Genomic DNA, 17,597 nt, shown 5'->3' with positions numbered 1-17,597 from the left:
CCATGGGTGCTGATCCGAGTGACGCGCACGTCGGCGACTCCCCTCGTTCGGTATCTCGGCCAACGTTCGAAATCTTGCCGCGACAGTACGAAGCGTGATGTGGCGGTGTCAACGGTCGTGCACGCCGGGCGGATTGGACGGTCCTCGGAGCGGCCCTTGACTGCCTCGAACCGGCGATCCTAGTCTGCGGCGACCGAGATCATGAACGTTGTTCGATATGACGAACGATGAGTCGGTGAAGCCATCGTCAGGGTCGTCACCGCCCAGCACGTCGTACGAGAAACCGCGGGAACGACAAGGACGGACATGGACGACACCCTCACCAACTGGGCGGGGAACATCACCTTCGGGGCGGAACGCCTCAGCGCCCCCACCTCCGTCGAGGAGCTCCAGGAGCTCGTGGCCGGTTCCCGGGCCGTGCGCGCCCTCGGCACGGGACACTCCTTCAACACGATCGCGGACACGCCCGGGGACCTGGTGTCCACGGCGCGCCTGCCCCGCGTGCTGGACATCGACGCGCGGGCGGGCACCGTCACCGTGAGCGGGGGAACACGGTTCGGGGAGATCACCGGCGCCCTCCACGAGGCCGGGTACGCCCTGCACAACCTCGGTTCCCTGCCGCACATCTCGATCGCCGGGGCCTGCGCGACCGGCACGCACGGTTCGGGAGACGGAAACGGCACCATCGCCTCGGCGGTACGGGCCGTCGAGTACGTCTCGGCCTCCGGCGACCTGGTGACGACGGAGCGAGGAGGAGAACACTTCGCGGGCTCCGTGGTCGCCCTCGGCGCCCTCGGCGTCGTCACCACGCTGACGCTCGACCTGATGCCGGCCTTCGACGTCCGGCAGTGGGTGTACGAGGGGCTGCCCGTCACCACCCTTCGCGAGGGCTTCGACGAGGTGATGTCCGCCGCCTACAGCGTCAGCCTCTTCACCCGCTGGCAGGGAGACCTGATCGACCAGGTCTGGCTCAAGCGGCGCGCGGACGCCGGGGAGTCCGCGCCCGGGGCGGCGCGCTGGCTCGGCGCCGTGCGGGCCGACGGGCCGAGGCACCCCGTCCCCGGCATGCCGGCCGACTCCTGCACCCCGCAGCTGGGACTGCCGGGCCCGTCCCCGTACCGGCTGCCGCACTTCCGACTGGAACACACCCCGAGCAGCGGCGCGGAACTGCAGTCGGAGTACTTCGTCGCCCGCGAGGACGCCGTCGCGGCCTTCGACGCCCTGCACGCGGTACGGGACGCCTTCGCCCCGCACCTGCAGGTGGGGGAGATCCGGAGCGTGGCCGCGGACGACCTCTGGCTCAGCCCCGCGTACCGGCGCGACTCGATCGCCTATCACTTCACCTGGCTGCCCGACGGCGAGTCCGTGACGAAGGCCCTCCGGGTGATCGAGGGAGCTCTGGCGCCCTTCGCCGCCCGGCCGCACTGGGGCAAGCTCTTCACCACGGAGTCCGACGCCCTGCGCGGTCTCTACCCCCGCTACGACCGTTTCGCGCGGCTGATGACGGCCGGCGACCCCGCGGGCGTGTTCCGCAACGACTTCATCGCCCGCCACTTTCCTTCGTGAGGGAGGCGAGACCGGCGGGGGCTTGAAGAGGCGGGAGCCGTGACCCGTGTTCCCCCGACCGGGTGGGGGGAAGGGCACGGGTCACGGCCCTTCTGCCGCGCGCCTCAGCTCTGCGCCTCAGCTCCGCGCGATGCGCCACCGGTTGTCGGCGCTGCCGTCGTCCGACGCCTGGACCGCGTACGCACCGACGGCCGTGGAACCGTTCTCGATCGCGAGCAGCAGGCCGCTGTGCGCGTTGCGGATCTTGAAGGTGCCGTCGTTCTGGCCGAGCAGGGTCCACCGGTGGTCGGCGGTGCCGTTGTCCGACCACTGCAGGACGGTGGCGCCGTCGGCCGTGGACATGTTCAGGACGCCGAGGACCTTCCCGCTGTGCACGTTGCGGAACCGGAAGCCGTCGCCCTCCGCGATCATCTCCCAGTCGTGGTCGGCGGTGCCCGAGTCGGTCCACTGAAGTGCCCTGCCGCCGTCGGCGGTGGACATGTTCTGGATGCCCAGGACGAGGCCGCTGCCCGCGTTGACGAGACGGACGGTGCGGGCGGTGTTCCAGTAGACGGTGTAGTTGTGGCCGTGCGCGTCGTGGAACGGACCGAGGGCGACGGCGGAGCCGTTCGCGGTGGCGGTGAAGGCGAGCGCGGTGGAGCTGGTCCGCCTGATCGAGGACGTGTCGAGCGACGGCAGGGAGCTGAGGGCGGTCGCCCCGTAGTCGCCGGACAGGACGACCGGGCCGTAGGTGACCGCGGCGACAGCGGGGTTGTCGTTGGCCGGACGCAGGACGACGCGCATCGGCAGACGTACGGTGACGGTGTCCCCGGCGGCCCAGGCGCGGGTCAGGGTCGCGTAGGTGCCGGGTACCACGGCGATGTTCTGCGGGACGCCGTTGACGCTGACGGTGGCCCCGGTGGTCCAGCCGGGGATGCGGATGCGCATGGACCAGGTGCCACCGGCGTTGCCGGTGACGCGCAGGGTCGTGGTGTCGTTCGCCGGGTACGACGTGGTCTGGACGACGGTGATGCCGCGCTGCGTCCAGGTGAGGACCGAGGGCACGAACAGGTTCACGGTCAGGGTCGTGCCCGCGTGGAAGTAGACGGAGTCCATCAGGCGGGTGTGCATCTCGAGACCCGTGCCCTGGCAGCACCAGAAGGTGGAGTAGTCGGTGCTCCAGGTGCCCCCGCCCCAGGCCGGACCCACGCCGCGCCGGCCTCCGGGGTTCAGCGGAGTGAAGTAGGTGACGTGGCCGTGCGGGTCGGCCGGATTCTGCTGGCCGATCATGTGGTTCAGCCAGGCCTGCTCGTAGTAGTCGAACAACGCCGCCCGGTCCGGAGCGAGCGCGAACAGCTCGCGGGTGAGCGTGAGCATGTTGACGGTGTTGCAGCTCTCGCACGTGTCCTGGCGCAGGTAGGAGGCGATGGCGTTCGGCGCACGGAAGTGCTCCGCCTGGCTGTTGCCTCCGATGGCGTACGTGTGGGTGCCGACGCACATGTCCCAGGCGTGGGTGGCGATGTCCCGGTAGCGCGTGGCCCCGGTCGCCTTGTACTCGCGAACGGCCCCGATCCACTTCGGCACCTGCGTGTTGGCGTGCAGCCCTGCCAGCGTGTCCTGGTTCGCGGCCAGCGGGTCGAACACCGCGGCGTGGTCGAACCGTTGGGCGACGGCGAGCCACCGTGCCTCGCCGGTCTGCTGGTAGAGGTCGGTGAGGACGGCGTTCATACCGCCGAACTCGGTGCTCAGCATGGCCTGTATCTGCCCGGCGCTCAGCCGTGCGGTCCGCCGGTCGACCCAGCCCGCCAGGGCGAGCAGCACATCACGGGCCTGGGTACTGCCGAGGTGCCGCCACACGTCCAGGAGACCGGTCAAGGTCTTGTGAACGGTGTAGTACGGCACGTTGCCGTTGGTCAGCGTCCGGGCCTCGAGGGCGGTGAAGTCGGACTCCGGATAGCCCGACAGGTACCCGGCGCTGAAGCCCGCGACGGTGTTGTTGGCCTGGCACCGGGCCAGCTCCGCGACCATGTACAGGGCCTTGTCCCGGCACACCGCGTCCCCGGTGACGGCGTACACCTGTGCCCATGCCGTGAGGAAGTGGCCCTGGACGTGACTGCGGAAGGGGAAATCGGGTGCTTCCCACCCGCCGGTGGCGGACGCGCCGCCGGTGGACAGCCGGTGGTTGGCGCGGAAGTTGTACAGCAGCCGGTCCACGTCGACGAACCGCAGGTAGCTGTGGGTGCGGTTCTGGTTGTCCAGCCATCGGCTCGCGGTCAGCCGGACCTGGCCGAGTTCGAAGGGGGAGGCCAGGGACCCGATGTCGGTACGGACCGGTGGGAGGGCCGCTTGCGCCGGGGAACCGCCGAGGAGAGGGCCGACGGCGGATGCCGCGGCGGTCGCTCCGGCCAGTTGGAGGAGGTGTCGTCTGCTGACGGAGGGGGACATCATGCACCTTTTCTCTGGCGGGCAGGGAGGACGGCATGAGTGTTAACGCTCACAACCTTGAGGTCAATACTCGGCGCACGACATGAACGTGGAGCAGCGGAGGGGGCCGGACCCCGCCCCGGCCGGGGCCGGGACATCCCTCAAGGGCAGGGATCTGACAGCTGTAGGGGCCAGCTTTCGCTGCTCCTTGACCCGTTTCGTCGCGCGGTCGCCGACCTGCTTCCCCGGATCAAGAACGTGTAACGGTCGTACCAACCCTTGAGTTACGTCTGTGTTAGCGCTCACAATGTGTCGCACTCGTCGGTCCGCCGGCGGTCGAGGCTGATGCCTCGTCCGCCTCGCCCGTCACGACCGACCCCTGCGCAGCCACGTCTCCACCGGGCCCATCGCCTTCAGGGCTCCGCCTGGTACGACGCACGTCCCGAGAGGAACCACGACATGGCCCACAGAGCCCTCCGCATCGTCGCCGCCGCCGCCCTGGCCGGCAGTGTGCTGACCGCCTGCACGACCGAGCCCGCGACCACCGGCAGCACCGGCGGCACCGGCAAGGGCTCCTCCGACGGAAAGCTGGTGCTCGGTTTCGCCCAGGTGGGAGCCGAGAGCGGCTGGCGTACCGCCAACACCACGTCCGTCCGCGAGGCCGCCGAGAAGGCCGGCATCACGCTGAAGTTCTCCGACGCGCAGCAGAAGCAGGAGAACCAGATCAAGGCGATCCGCACCTTCATCCAGCAGAAGGTGGACGTCATCGCCTTCTCGCCGGTGGTGGAGTCCGGCTGGGACACCGTCCTGAAGGAGGCCAAGAGCGCCGGCATCCCGGTCATCCTGACCGACCGCGCGGTGGACTCGCAGGACACCTCCCTCTATCAGACGTTCCTCGGCTCCGACTTCGTCAAGGAGGGACAGGAGGCCGGCAAGTGGCTCGTGAAGGAGTACGAGGGCGCCGCCGGACCGGTCAACGTCGTCGAGCTCCAGGGCACCACGGGCTCCGCGCCCGCCAACGACCGCAAGGCCGGCTTCGCCGAGGCGATCAAGGGGGACCCCAAGTTCAAGGTCATCGCCTCGCAGACCGGCGACTTCACCCGCGCCAAGGGCAAGGAGGTCATGCAGGCCTTCCTCAAGTCCCACGAGGACATCGACGTCCTGTACGCCCACAACGACGACATGGCCCTGGGCGCCATCCAGGCCATCGAGGAGGCGGGCAAGAAGCCGGGCACCGACATCAAGGTGATCTCCGTGGACGGCATCAAGGACGCCTTCGTCGCCATGCAGCAGAAGAAGATCAACGTGGTGGTCGAGTGCAACCCGCTCCTCGGTGACCAGCTCATGGAGCTCGCCAAGAAGGTCGCGGCGGGGGAGAGCGTCCCGCGCCGGGTCGAGGTCAAGGAGGGCGTCTTCACCCAGGACCAGGCCGCGGCCGCCCTGCCCGGCCGCCAGTACTGACCTCACGCCCGTATCGGACCGGGGCGGCCCTCGCGTCCGCCCCGGTCCCTCAGGAGAGGAGGGCGGATGGCAGCCCCACCCACCCCTCGCACACCCACCCGCACCGACCGGCCGGTCCTGGAGGCCCACGGCATCCGCAAGGCCTTCCCCGGCGTCCTCGCCCTCGACGGCGTGGACCTGCGCCTCTTCCCGGGGGAAGTGCACGCGCTGATGGGCGAGAACGGCGCCGGCAAGTCGACCCTCATCAAGGTGCTCACCGGAGTCCACCCGCCCGACGCGGGAACCATCGCCATCGACGGCGACCCCCAGCGGTTCACCGAACCACTGGAGGCGCAACACGCCGGAATCAGCACGGTCTACCAGGAGGTGAACCTGTGCCCCAACCTCTCGGTCGCCGAGAACATCCTCATCGGCCGTGAGCCACGGCGTCTGGGACTCGTCCACTGGTCGGCCCTCCACCGGCGCGCGGCCCAGCTCATCACCGAACTCGACCTCGACCTCGACGTCGGCCTGCCGCTGAGCGCCCACTCCCTCGCCGTCCAGCAACTCGTCGCGATCGTCCGCGCCGTGGACGTCCGGGCGAAGGTGCTCGTCCTCGACGAACCCACCTCCAGCCTCGACCGGGACGAGGTAGCCCAGCTGTTCGCCCTGGTGCGCCGGCTGCGTGACCGGGGCGTCGCGATCCTCTTCGTCACCCACTTCCTCGACCAGGTCTTCGACCTGTGCGACCGGGTGACCGTCCTGCGCAACGGCCGCCTCGTGGGCGAGTACCGGATCGACGAGCTGACCCCCGTCACCCTGGTCCACCGCATGGTCGGCAGCGAACTGCGCACCCTGGACGAACTGGCCGAGACGTCCCACACCGGCACCGCCGCCACCCCCGGGGCCACGGACATCCCCTTCCTGAGCGCCCGCGGACTCGCCAGGTCCGGTTCCATCCAGCCGTACGACCTGGACATCCACCGCGGCGAGGTCATCGGCCTTGCCGGACTCCTCGGATCCGGACGTACGGAGGCGGCCCGGCTGCTCTTCGGGGCCGACCACGCCGACAAGGGCGAACTGCGGATCGACGGCGAACGCGCCGCACTGCGCTCGCCCCGTGCCGCCATCGCCCGCAAGATCGCCTTCTGCTCGGAGAACCGCAAGGCGGAGGGGCTGATCGGCGAACTCACGGTCCGCGAGAACATCGTGCTGGCCCTCCAGGCCGCACGCGGCTGGACCAGACCCCTCTCCCGTACCCGACAGGACGAGATCGCCGCCCGGTGGATCGAGGTGCTCGACATCCGCCCGGCCCATCCGGAAGCGCAGGTCCGCAACCTCAGCGGGGGCAACCAGCAGAAGGTGCTCCTCGCCCGGTGGCTGCTCACCGACCCCCAGCTGCTGATCCTGGACGAACCCACCCGCGGCATCGACATCGGCGCCAAGACGGAGATCCAGAAACTCGTCACCCGCCTGGCGGCCGAGGGCACGGCGGTCCTCTTCATCTCCGCCGAACTCGAGGAAGTGCTGCGGCTGAGCCACCGCGTGGGCGTACTGCGCGACCACCGGCTCGTCGCCACCCTCCCCAACGACACGACTCTGACGCCCGACCGGATCCTGGGCGCCATCGCCACCGGAGCCACCTCATGACACCACCCGATGACACAGGCGCGGGCGCGCGTACGGCGCGCGCGCCCGGCGCCCGGCGGCTCACCGAGCACCGCCTGTTCTGGCCCGCCGCCGTCCTCGCCGTCCTGCTGCTCGGGAACGTCGCCCTCACCCACGACTTCTTCGCCGTCCGCGTCCAGAACGGACACCTGTACGGCAGCCTCATCGACATCCTCCAGTTCGGCGCCCCCCTGATCCTGGTGTCGCTCGGCATGACGCTGGTCATCGCCACCCGGGGCATCGACCTCTCGGTCGGCTCGACGGTGGCGATCGCCGGCGCCCTCGCGTGCGAGCACATCGCCACGGCGAAGGATCCCGGAAGCCTCGGCACCGTCATGTCGGCGATAGCCGTGGCGCTCTGCGTCGCCGCCGCGATCGGACTCCTCAACGGCTTCCTCGTCGCCCGGCTCGGCGTCCAGCCCATCGTCGCCACGCTGGTCCTCATGGTCGCCGGACGCGGTGTGGCCCAGCTGATCACCGACGGGCAGATCATCAGCGTGTCCAGCAGCGCCTACAAGATGATCGGCGGCGGCTACTGGCTCACCCTCCCCTTCGCCGTCCTGCTGGCCGGGGCTCTCGTGATCGTCGCCTCTCTCCTCACCCGCCGGACCGCGCTCGGCATGCTCATCGAATCGGTGGGCGGCAACCCGGTCGCGAGCCGGCTCGTCGGGATCAGGGCGGGCGGACTCCTCGTCATGGTCTACGTCGTCAGCGCCGTCTGCGCGGCGGTGGCGGGCCTGATGATCAGCTCCAACGTGTCCAGCGCCGACGGCAACAACGCCGGCCTGTGGATCGAACTCGACGCGATCCTCGCCGTGGTCATCGGCGGCACCGCGCTGACGGGCGGCCGCTTCTCCCTCGGCGGCACGGTCCTGGGCGCGCTGATCATCCAGACCCTCTCGACCACGATCTACACCCTCGGCGTACCGCCGGAGACCACCCTCGTCTTCAAGGCCCTGGTCGTCATCGTCGTGTCCCTCGTCCAGTCGTCCGCGTTCCGCGCGCGACTCTCACGCCGTCGCGGACCGGCCGCCCCCGACAAGGCCCCGGCGGCCGGCGACGTCGGAGCCCGTCAGCAGGAGGTCCACCCGTGAGCACCACCCTCGCCTCCCTCACCAAGCCGCTCCACCGGTTCTCGGTACGGCACGCCACCCGCCTGCCGCTCATGGTGACGGCCACCCTGCTTGTCGCGATGTTCTCGATCGGCTCCGTCCAGTACGAAGGCTTCTTCTCCGCGCAGGTCCTGCTCAACGTCCTGGTCGACAACGGCTTCCTGCTCGTCGTGGCGATCGGCATGACGTTCGTCATCCTGACCGGCGGAATCGACCTGTCCGTCGGCTCGATGGTGGCCCTGTCGACCATGCTGACGGCCTGGCTCGTCGAACAGAACGGCCTGCCGCTCGCCCTGGCGATACCGGTGGTCCTGCTGGTGGGGGCCGGAGGCGGCGCGCTGATGGGGTGGGTGATCCACGCCTTCGAGATCCAGCCGTTCATCGTCACCCTCGCGGGCATGTTCCTCGCCCGTGGTCTCTGCTACATGATCAGCACGTCGTCCATCTCCATCACCGACCCGACGACCACGCGGATCGCCCAGACACGGGTCCTCCTGCCCGGAGGCCTGTTCGTCTCACCCGCCGTGGTCATCGCCCTGGTCGTGCTGGCGCTCGCCTTCGTCGTCCTGCACCACACCCGTTTCGGCCGCACGGTCTACGCCCTGGGCGGCAACGAGTCCTCGGCCCGTCTCATGGGCCTGCCGGTGGGTCGCACGAAGGTCGCCGTCTATGCCGTGAGCGGTCTGTGCTCGGCCCTCGGCGGCCTGCTGCTGACCTTCTACATGCTGTCCGGTTACGCCCTGCACGCCGTCGGCATGGAACTCGACGCCATCGCGGCCGCCGTCATCGGAGGGACGCTGCTGACCGGGGGTTCCGGTTTCGTCCTGGGGACCGCACTCGGCGTGACGGTCCTCGGTCTGATCCAGACCGTCATCAGCTTCCAGGGCACCCTCAGCTCCTGGTGGACGCGGATCGTCATCGGCGGTCTGCTGTTCGTGTTCATCCTGCTCCAACGGCTCTTCGGCGGGTCCCGTCCGGCGGAATAGACGGCCCGGGCGAGTCCGGACGCCGGGAGGGCCCCCTGGGTAAGGGGCTCTCCGGTCCGCCTTTGTTAGCGCTCACAATGGCGTGATACAAGAGGCGCTAAGGTCGTTCTCGCATCGACACACACGCGTATCGACACACACGCGTATCGACACACAGCCGTAAGCAGCGAGAAGGGAGGCGAACGTGGCGCATCCCACGGAAGACGTCCGCCCGCCGACGATGGCCGACGTCGCACGAGAGGCGGGGGTCTCCCACCAGACCGTCTCCCGGGTGCTGAGCGATCACCCCAACGTGCGAGCGGCCACCCGGGAACAGGTCACCCTGGCCATCGAGCGGCTGGGCTACCGCCGCAACTCGGCCGCGCGCGCCCTCGTGACGCGCCGTACGAGGACACTGGGCGTCATCGCCGTCAACACCACCCTGTACGGCCCCGCCAGCACCATGGCCGGCCTGCAGGAGGCGGCCAGGGACGAGGGCTACCTCGTCTCGACCGTCAATCTCCGCACGGGCGGAGGGCAGGGCCTGAAGGACGCCATCGACCACCTGGCGTCCTGGGGCGTGGAGGGCGTCGTCGCCATCACCCCGCAGCGCTCGCACGTGCAGGCGCTCGCCGAACTCGACGCGCCCTTTCCCGTGGTGACCGTGGAGGGCGGCCACCAGCTCGACCTGCCCGGCGTCTCCCTCGACCAGGAGCTCGGTGCCCGCATGGTCACGGAGCACCTGCTCGCCGCCGGGCACGGCACCGTCTGGCACGTGGCGGGGCCCGAGGACTGGCTGGAGAGCGAGGCCCGCACCGCGGGATGGCGGGCGGTCCTCGAGGAGAGCGGTATCCGGCCACCCCGGGTGCTGACGGGCGACTGGAGCCCGCTGTCCGGGTACCGCGCGGGGCAGGAACTCGCGGGCCTCGCCGTGGCCCGCCGGGGAACGACGCCGGTCACCGCGGTCTTCGTCGCCAACGACCAGATGGCGCTCGGTGTCCTGCGGGCCCTGCGCGAGGCCGGCATCCGCACCCCCGACCAGGTGGCCGTCGCCGGGTTCGACGACATCCCGGAGGCCGAGTACTTCCCGCCGTCGCTGACGACGGTCCGCCAGGACTTCACCGCCATCGGACGCCGGAGCATCGGCCTCCTGGTGGACCACATCGAGGGCCGCGCCCGCAAGCCCGAACACCTCCTGGTGGAGCCCCAGCTCATCATGCGCGCGAGCACGCGCCCGTCGAACTAGGGGGTGTCTTGTCGGTCAGGCCGGGCTCGCGACGTCCGGCCTGATCGACAAGACACCCCCTAGGGCCGCGTCTTCCGCTGCCGGTGCCGGGCGTGCCTGCCCGCGCCGGGCGCGGCCGGCCCACCCTGCGCCATCCGCGCCGGACACAACGCGCCGCCCGCGCCCGGCCCCACAAGTGAGCGCTCACTTCACAGCCCTCTCCCTGTCCGCGATTTCCGACAGAAGTGCACGCAACCCTTGTCCAACCCGATTGTGAGCGTTAACAATCGGGGGCGTCCCACCCCCTTGCCCATGACGAGAGAGATCGCATCGTGACCACACACGCCTTTTCCGGCCCTGCAGCCCGTCACGACCCCGAGGCCTGCACGATCGGAGTCGACTTCGGCACCCTCTCCGGGCGCGCCGTCGTGGTCAGGGTCCGGGACGGCGCCGAACTCGGGTCGGCGGTCCACGAGTACCGCCATGCCGTCATCGAGGACCGTCTTCCCACCACCGGCGCCCCGCTGCCCCCCGACTGGGCCCTGCAGCACCCCGAGGACTGGCGCGACGTCCTGCGCACCGCCGTCCCGGCCGCGGTCGCCGACGCCGGAGTCGACCCCGCACGCGTCATCGGCATCGCCACCGACTTCACCGCCTGCACGGTCCTGCCGACCACACCGGACGGCATCCCCCTCGCCCTGACACCCGAGTGGGCCGACCACCCGCACGCCTGGCCCAAGTTGTGGAAGCACCACGCGGCCCAGGACCAGGCCGACCGCATCAACGCCCTCGCCCACGCCCAGGGCGAGAAGTGGATCGCACGGTACGGCGGCAAGATCTCCTCCGAGTGGCAGTACGCCAAGGCCCTGCAGGTCCTGGAGGAGGACCCCGCCGTCTACGCCGCCTGCGCCCGCTGGATCGAGGCGGCCGACTGGATCGTCTGGCAGCTGACCGGCGCGGAGTCCCGCAACACCTGCACCGCCGGCTACAAGGGCATCCACCAGGACGGCGCCTATCCCTCGCCCGGCTTCCTCGCCCGGCTCCACCCGGACTTCGCCGACTTCCCCGCCACGCGCCTGGAGCACCCGCTGTCACCGCTGGGCTCCCGCGCCGGCGGACTGAGCGGCCGGGCCGCGCACTGGACCGGTCTCCCCGAGGGCATCGCGGTCGCCGTCGGCAACGTCGACGCCCACGTGGCCGCGCCCGCCGCGGGCGCCGTGGAGAACGGCCGGATGCTCGCCATCATGGGCACCTCCACCTGCCACGTCCTCAACGGCGCCGCCCTCGCCGAGATCCCCGGCATCTGCGGAGTCGTCGACGGCGGCATCGTCAAGGGCGCCTACGGCTACGAGGCGGGCCAGAGCGCGGTCGGCGACATCTTCGCCTGGTGGCTCCGCCAGGGCGTCCCGGACCACTACCGCACCGAGGCCGCGGCGGCCGGCGAGGACCTGCACCAGCTCCTGACCCGCAAGGCCACCGGCCGGCCGGTCGGCGCGCACGGACTCGTCGCCCTGGACTGGATGAACGGCAACCGCTCCACCCTGGTCGACCACCACCTCTCCGGAGTCATCGCCGGACTCACCCTCGACACCCGTCCCGAAGACGTCTACCTGGCGCTGCTCGAATCCACGGCGTACGGCACCCGGATGATCGTCGAGGCCTTCGAGGACGGCGGCATTCCCGTCGAGGAGTTCATCGTGACCGGAGGCCTGAAGAAGAACGCACTGCTCATGCAGATCTACGCCGACGTGCTCCGCCGCCCCGTCTCCCTCGGCACCTCCGAGCAGGGGCCGGCACTCGGCTCGGCCATCCACGCCGCCGTCGCCGCGGGGGCGTACGCCGACGTCCGCTCCGCCGCCTCCGCCATGGGAAGCGTCCAGCGGCACGCCTACGTACCCGATCCCGCGCGGGCGGACGCGTACGACGCGCTGTTCGACGAGTACCGCGCCCTGCACGACCACTTCGGCACCGGAGCGGACCTCCTCCTGCACCGCCTGCGAAGGATCCGCAACGCCGCCCGCACCGCGACCACCGACTGACCGGGCCGCCTCCCCGGCCTCGACGGCCCCACCTCTCCACCCCAGCACCTCCGAGGAGCACACCCGACATGACGCTCGCCAAGCCCGACCGCGAGATCTGGTTTCTCACCGGCAGCCAGGCCCTCTACGGCGACGAGACCCTGGCCCAGGTCGCCGAACAGTCACGCACCATCTGCTCGACCCTCGCCGACCAGCCGCAGATGACCGTCCGCCTCGTCTGGAAGCCGGTCCTCACCGACGCGGCCGCCATCCGCGCGGTCTGCCTGGAGGCCAACGCCAACGACCGCTGCATCGGCCTGATCGCCTGGATGCACACCTTCTCCCCGGCCAAGATGTGGATCGCGGGACTCGACGCCCTGAGCAAGCCGCTGCTGCACCTGCACACCCAGGCCAACCGCCAACTGCCCTGGTCCACCATCGACATGGACTTCATGAACCTGAACCAGGCCGCCCACGGCGACCGCGAGTTCGGCTTCGTCCAGACCCGTCTCGGTGTCCCCCGCAAGACCGTGGCCGGCCACGTCACCACCCCCGAGGTCGTCGACCGCATCGCCGGCTGGGCGCGCGCGGCCGTCGGCCGTGCCGAACTGACCACCCTCAAGCTCGCCCGCTTCGGCGACAACATGCGCGACGTCGCCGTCACCGAGGGCGACAAGGTCGAGGCACAGCTGCGGTTCGGGGTCTCGGTCAACACCTACGGCGTCAACGACCTCGTGGCCGCGGTCGACTCCGCCGACCAGGCCACCGTCTCCGCGCTCGTCAAGGAGTACCAGGACCTCTACGCCCTCGCGCCCGAACTGCGCCCCGGCGGTGAACGCCACGACTCCCTGCGCTACGCCGCCCGGATCGAAGCCGGCCTGCGCACCTTCCTCACGGAGGGCGGCTTCCGCGCCTTCACCACCAACTTCGAGGACCTCGGCGGCCTGCGCCAGCTGCCCGGCCTCGCCGTGCAGCGCCTGATGGCGGACGGCTACGGCTTCGGCGGCGAAGGGGACTGGAAGACCTCCACCCTGCTGCGCACGATGAAGGCGATGGCCCACGGCCTGCCCGGCGGCACCTCCTTCATGGAGGACTACACCTACGACCTCACGCCCGGCCAGGAACTCATCCTCGGCGCCCACATGCTGGAGGTCTGCCCCTCCCTCACGACGGCGACGCCCACCTGCGAGATCCACCCGCTCGGCATCGGCGGGCGCGAGGACCCGGTCCGTCTCGTCTTCGACGCGGACCCCGGTCCGGCCGTCGTCGTCGGTCTCGCCGACATGGGCGACCGGTTCCGGCTCGTCGCGAACCACATCGACGTCGTCGCCCCGCCCGAGCCGCTGCCCCGGCTCCCCGTCGCCCGCGCCGTCTGGCAGCCCCGCCCCGACCTGCGCACCTCCACCGAGGCCTGGCTGACGGCCGGAGCACCGCACCACACCGTCCTGACCACCGCTCTCGGCGGGGAGGAGCTCGAGGACCTCGCCGAGATGCTGCGGACCGAGCTCGCCGTCATCGACGAGGACACCACCATCCGGCGCTTCACCCGCGAGCTGCGCTGGAACCAGGCCTACCACCGCTTGGCCCAGAGCCTGTGAACACGCCCGCCTCCACCACCACCAGGACGGAGCCCTCCGTGTGTACGACCGTGTCCAAGGAGCTGCGCCGAGAAGTACTGGAGGCCAACCTCCGCATCCCCAGGGCCGGGCTCGCCACCCTCACCTGGGGCAACGTGAGCGGTGTGGACAGAGAGGCCGGCGTCTTCGTCATCAAGCCCTCGGGAGTGGCCTACGAGGTGCTGAGCGAGGAGGACCTGGTCGTCGTCTCCCTGTCCGACGGGAGCGTCGTGGACGGCAGGCTGCGGCCGTCCACCGACACGGAGACGCACCGCAGTCTCTACCTGGCCTTCCCCTCCATCGGAGGCGTGACCCACACGCACTCCACCCATGCCGTCGCCTTCGCCCAGGCCCGGCGCGCGATACCGGTGCTCGGCACGACCCACGCCGACACCTTCAACGGTCCCGTCCCCGTCACCGAGGTCCTCACGCCGCAGCAGTGCGCCACGGACTACGAGTACAACACCGGCCAGGTCATCATCGACCTCCTTGAGGGTGACGACACCCGGGCCAGGGAGGTCCCCGGCGCGCTGGTCGCCCACCACGGCCCCTTCACCTGGGGCGCCGACGCCACCACGTCCCTGGAGCACGCCATCATCTGCGAGGCGGTGGCCGAGATGGCCCTCCACACCATCGCCCTGGGCACGGTCGACCCTCCGCAGCACCTCCTGGACCGCCACTTCACACGGAAACACGGCCCGGACGCCTACTACGGCAACCCGCCCACCGTGTGAGCACACCGGCACGGCCGCGGCGCGCGTCCACCGGCGCGCCGCGCCGTGAAGGCCCCCCGAAGCGGACGCGGGCCCCCGGGCGACGGGAGCCCGAGCGCCGATGAACGCCAGGGCCCCGCCCGTACAGCACCGCGCACCGAGAGCACGACGCCCACCCACCGTCCATCTCAAGGAGAGCCGCCTTGCGCACGCACGACCGCACCACCAGAAAAGCCACCAGAAAAGCCGGTGTCGTCGCCGGCTCCCTGCTCGCCACCTCGTTGGCGGCCGGTCTCCTCACCCAGTCCCCCGCGGCGGCGGACACCGCCGTGACCGACTACACGATCTCCGTCGACGCCGACCGCACGGGACCGGCGATCGACCCCACGATGTACGGCGTCTTCTTCGAGGACATCAACAACGCCGCCGACGGCGGGCTCTACGCCGAACTCGTCCAGAACCGCTCCTTCGAGTTCAGCCCCGTCGACAACCGGTCCTACACCCCGCTGACCTCCTGGCGGCAGACCGCGTCCGGCGGCGCCACCGGCACCCTCCGGGTCGTCGACGACGCCGAGCGGCTGAACGAGCGCAACCGCAACCATCTGCGCCTCGACCTCGCCGGGACGGGCGGCACCACCGGCCGCTTCGGCCTCGTCAACAGCGGTTACGGCGCCGGCATGGCCCTCAAGGAGGGCGCACGCTACGCCTTCTCCGTCTGGGCGCGCACGGACAACCCGGCCGGTACGCGTCTGACCACCGAGCTCCGCACCGAGGACGGCACCGTCCTGTCCGCACCCCTCGGCATCGCCGTACGCGGCGACCGGTGGACCAAGTACACCGGCACGCTCGTCCCCAAGGTGACCACCACCGCGGGCCGCCTCGCGGTGACGGCCGCGGGCGCGGGGACCGTACGCCTCGACATGGTCTCGCTCTTCCCCCGTGACACCTACAAGGGCCGCCAGAACGGGCTGCGCAAGGACCTCGCCGAGAAGATCGCCGCACTGGACCCCGGCTTCCTGCGCTTCCCGGGCGGCTGCCTGGTCAACACGGGCAGCCACGAGGCCTACGAGGCCCCCGACTGGGAGCGCCGCCGCTCCTACCAGTGGAAGGACACGGTCGGCCCGGTCGAACAGCGGGCCGTGAACGCCAACTTCTGGGGCTATCACCAGAGCTACGGCCTCGGCTACTACGAGTACTTCCAGTTCTCCGAGGACATCGGTGCGATGCCGCTGCCCGTCGTGCCCGCCCTCGTCACCGGCTGCGGTGAGAACCAGGCCACCGACGACCCCGCTCTCCTCAAGCGGCACATCCAGGACACCCTGGACCTGATCGAGTTCGCCAACGGCCCCGTCACCTCCACCTGGGGCCGCAAGCGGGCCGCGATGGGCCACCCGAAGCCCTTCGGCCTGACCCACGTGGGCGTGGGCAACGAGGAGAACCTGCCCGAGGCCTACTTCGCCCGCTTCACCGAATTCCGCAAGGCGATCGCGGCCAGGTACCCGCAGATCACGGTCGTCTCCAACTCCGGTCCCGCCTCCAGCGGCGCCACCTTCGACCGGCTGTGGGACCTCAACCGCCAGGCGGGCGTCGGCATGGTCGACGAGCACTACTACAACAGCCCGCAGTGGTTCCTGGAGAACAACAACCGTTACGACTCCTACGACCGTTCGGGCCCCAAGGTGTTCCTCGGGGAGTACGCCTCCCGGGACAACCGCTTCTCGAACGCCCTGTCCGAGGCGGCGTTCATGACCGGCCTCGAGCGCAACGCCGACGTCGTCAAACTCGCCTCCTACGCCCCGCTGCTCGCCGACGTGCACCAGAACCAGTGGCGGCCGGACATGATCTGGTTCGACAACAACCGCTCGTGGGGCTCGACCAGCTACGAGGTCCAGAAGCTGTTCATGAACAACACCGGTGACCGGGTCGTGCCGAGCCGGGCCTCCGCCACCCCGTCCCTCTCCGGCCCGATCACCGGGGCGGTCGGCCTGTCGACCTGGGCCACCAGCGCCGCCTACGACGACGTCGAGGTCACCGCCGCGAACGGCACGAGCCTGCTGAAGGACGACTTCTCCGCCGGGGCCTCCCGCTGGACGCCGTCGGCCGGCCGCGGCACCTGGGCCGTCCAGGACGGAGCGTACGTCCAGTCCGACGAGGCCGCCGAGAACACCCTGGTCACCGCCGGCGACACGAGCTGGCAGGACTACGACCTGAAGGTCAGGGCCACGAAGAAGTCCGGCAGGGAAGGCTTCCTGATCGCCTTCGGCGTACGCGACACCGGCAACCACTACTGGTGGAACCTCGGCGGCTGGAACAACACCCGCTCCGCCGTCGAGAAGACCGTCGACGGAGGCAAGCAGACCCTGCTCGAGACCCCCACCACCATCGAGACGGGCCGCGCCTACGACGTCCACGTCCAGGTGCGGGGCCGACAGGTCACCCTCTTCCTCGACGGGCAGAAGTGGGGCTCCTTCACCGACGACAAGACCGCTGAACCGTTCCGCCAGGTGGTGACGAAGGACAAGGGCGACCTGATCGTCAAGGTCGTCAACGCTCAGGCCGCGGCTGCCCGTACGCGCATCGACCTCGGTACCGCCGCCGTCGCCTCGACCGCCAGGGTGACCACCCTGGAAGGAGCGCCGGACGCGGTGAACAGCGCCGACGCCTCACCGATCCAGCCGCGCACATCGACGCTGCAGGGCATCGGGCGGACCTTCACGCACACCTTCCCCGCCCACTCGGTCACCTTCCTGCGGATCGGCACCAGGTAGGAGAAGGAACCGACGACGGCCCCGGCCGTGAAGGGCGGCGGGGGGGGGGGGCCCGCGGGGGGGCCCCCGCCCCGGGGGGAGGGGGGGGGGGGGGGGGGGGGCG

The 17,597-nt window shown here is 70.5% G+C and carries 11 protein-coding genes; 10 read left to right on the top strand and 1 reads right to left on the bottom strand.

The genetic code is table 11. The features are described from left to right. Window positions 1-306: 306 nt before the first annotated feature. Window positions 307-1,566 (top strand): FAD-binding protein, encoded by a 1,260-nt coding sequence (locus ACZ4VK_RS12220; RefSeq protein WP_468351205.1) that lies wholly within the window; start codon window positions 307-309, stop codon window positions 1,564-1,566. A gap of 117 nt (window positions 1,567-1,683) precedes the next feature. Here ACZ4VK_RS12220 and ACZ4VK_RS12215 read toward each other — a convergent pair whose 3' ends face one another. After that, the gene (locus ACZ4VK_RS12215; protein ID WP_468352024.1) at window positions 1,684-3,990 is read right to left on the bottom strand and encodes a beta-L-arabinofuranosidase domain-containing protein; all 2,307 of its coding nucleotides are present in this window, start codon (window positions 3,988-3,990) and stop codon (window positions 1,684-1,686) included. A 438-nt stretch (window positions 3,991-4,428) separates the two neighbouring features. Here ACZ4VK_RS12215 and ACZ4VK_RS12210 point away from each other — a divergent pair, with 438 nt between their 5' ends. The 9 genes from ACZ4VK_RS12210 to ACZ4VK_RS12170 all read left to right on the top strand — a co-directional run bounded on the left by ACZ4VK_RS12210 (window position 4,429) and on the right by ACZ4VK_RS12170 (window position 17,494). After that, window positions 4,429-5,430 carry an ABC transporter substrate-binding protein gene (locus tag ACZ4VK_RS12210; RefSeq protein WP_468351203.1) on the top strand — a complete coding sequence of 334 codons (1,002 nt, stop codon included), beginning with the start codon at window positions 4,429-4,431 and terminating at the stop codon, window positions 5,428-5,430. A gap of 66 nt (window positions 5,431-5,496) precedes the next feature. Beyond that, window positions 5,497-7,059, top strand: a complete 1,563-nt coding sequence (locus tag ACZ4VK_RS12205) for a sugar ABC transporter ATP-binding protein (RefSeq protein ID WP_468351201.1) — start codon at window positions 5,497-5,499, stop codon at window positions 7,057-7,059. After that, window positions 7,056-8,171: an ABC transporter permease gene (locus ACZ4VK_RS12200; protein ID WP_468351199.1), complete on the top strand. Its 1,116-nt coding sequence runs from the start codon at window positions 7,056-7,058 to the stop codon at window positions 8,169-8,171. Before ACZ4VK_RS12205 ends, ACZ4VK_RS12200 begins: the two co-directional genes overlap by 4 nt. Further along, window positions 8,168-9,175, top strand: a complete 1,008-nt coding sequence (yjfF, locus tag ACZ4VK_RS12195; protein WP_468351197.1) for a galactofuranose ABC transporter, permease protein YjfF — start codon at window positions 8,168-8,170, stop codon at window positions 9,173-9,175. Before ACZ4VK_RS12200 ends, yjfF begins: the two co-directional genes overlap by 4 nt. 220 nt (window positions 9,176-9,395) lie before the next feature. Then, window positions 9,396-10,400 carry a LacI family DNA-binding transcriptional regulator gene (locus ACZ4VK_RS12190; RefSeq protein ID WP_468352021.1) on the top strand — a complete coding sequence of 335 codons (1,005 nt, stop codon included), beginning with the start codon at window positions 9,396-9,398 and terminating at the stop codon, window positions 10,398-10,400. A 311-nt stretch (window positions 10,401-10,711) separates the two neighbouring features. Beyond that, complete coding sequence (araB, locus tag ACZ4VK_RS12185) at window positions 10,712-12,418, top strand: ribulokinase (RefSeq protein ID WP_468351195.1); 1,707 nt, start codon at window positions 10,712-10,714, stop codon at window positions 12,416-12,418. 68 nt (window positions 12,419-12,486) lie between these two features. Continuing rightward, entirely contained in the window at window positions 12,487-13,995 is a 1,509-nt protein-coding gene (araA, locus tag ACZ4VK_RS12180) for an L-arabinose isomerase (protein ID WP_468351193.1), read from the top strand. Window positions 13,996-14,033: 38 nt separating this feature from the next. Then, a complete protein-coding gene (araD, locus tag ACZ4VK_RS12175; RefSeq protein WP_468351192.1) occupies window positions 14,034-14,747 on the top strand; it encodes an L-ribulose-5-phosphate 4-epimerase AraD in 714 nt (237 codons plus the stop codon). A gap of 182 nt (window positions 14,748-14,929) precedes the next feature. Beyond that, window positions 14,930-17,494 (top strand): alpha-L-arabinofuranosidase C-terminal domain-containing protein, encoded by a 2,565-nt coding sequence (locus ACZ4VK_RS12170; protein ID WP_468351190.1) that lies wholly within the window; start codon window positions 14,930-14,932, stop codon window positions 17,492-17,494. Window positions 17,495-17,597: the final 103 nt, after the last annotated feature.

This window comes from Streptomyces sp. NPDC028711 (assembly GCF_055565415.1).
Note: the sequence above shows the minus strand (reverse complement) of the source record. Positions and strands in the feature narration are given on the sequence as shown.